General features: G+C 55.2%; 1 protein-coding gene and 1 pseudogene. Both read right to left on the bottom strand.

Annotated features, from left to right (window positions below):
• Positions 1-118: pseudogene (locus PDO_RS28010) on the bottom strand (IS6 family transposase); the annotation flags it as partial.
• A 129-nt stretch (positions 119-247) separates the two neighbouring features.
• A complete protein-coding gene (locus PDO_RS16790) occupies positions 248-466 on the bottom strand; it encodes a hypothetical protein (RefSeq protein ID WP_007604473.1) in 219 nt (72 codons plus the stop codon).
• Positions 467-721: the final 255 nt, after the last annotated feature.

Raw genomic sequence — 721 nt, 5'->3', positions numbered from 1 at the left:
CCAGCAAGTCCTCGACCATTCGCAGGCTCAGAGGGAAACGGTAATAGAGCCACACGGCATGGGCAATGACTTCAGCGGGAAAGCAATGTCGGCGATGGAGTGGATCACGGTCTGTCAGGAACCTTCATCACACATCGAATTCCACATTCCGTTAAGTTGACGATGCCCGGATCGAAGCTCTCCGCAAGCGCGCCAACGGGATACGAGCATTTGCCCGTTTTATGTCCCGGTCACAAGGAGGGTTGCGTCACTCGGTCTTTTCTCGAAGCTGCGGCAGTGTGTCCATCAGTGGCGCGACACATTCCTTGGTTTCCTTCGGCACGGACAGGGTCTGGGCTATGATCCGCATCTTTGTGGCGACCTCCGCTTCTGTCGCGTTCAACGTTTCCGGGGCGGCCAGAAGTGTTTCGATGGTATTCAGGAGGCCGTGCTCGGCGATATAGGCGTCGATGGGGTTGCTGGTCATGACAGTCCCTCCTCCCAAGGGCAGGTTTGATGGTCCAGACACAGTCCGTGGTTTACTGGACATCATACAGATCTCAGAATTCCGGATAGGCGTAATAGGCGAGCTTTTGGGCAATGATTGGGCGCTTGCCTGCGAGAAACAGCAATTGCTGTTAGCGGTCGTCAGAAAGTGCGGCTATTCGGTGCCGAGAACCTGAAATAGAGAGAGGCGATTTTTCCGTCGCCTCCCAGATTTATCCGTTTGGTAGACCGCCTG

Origin of the sequence: Rhizobium sp. PDO1-076, from assembly GCF_000247475.1 — a bacterium.
In the GTDB taxonomy this organism is placed as follows: Bacteria; Pseudomonadota; Alphaproteobacteria; order Rhizobiales; family Rhizobiaceae; genus Allorhizobium.
Note: the sequence above shows the minus strand (reverse complement) of the source record. Positions and strands in the feature narration are given on the sequence as shown.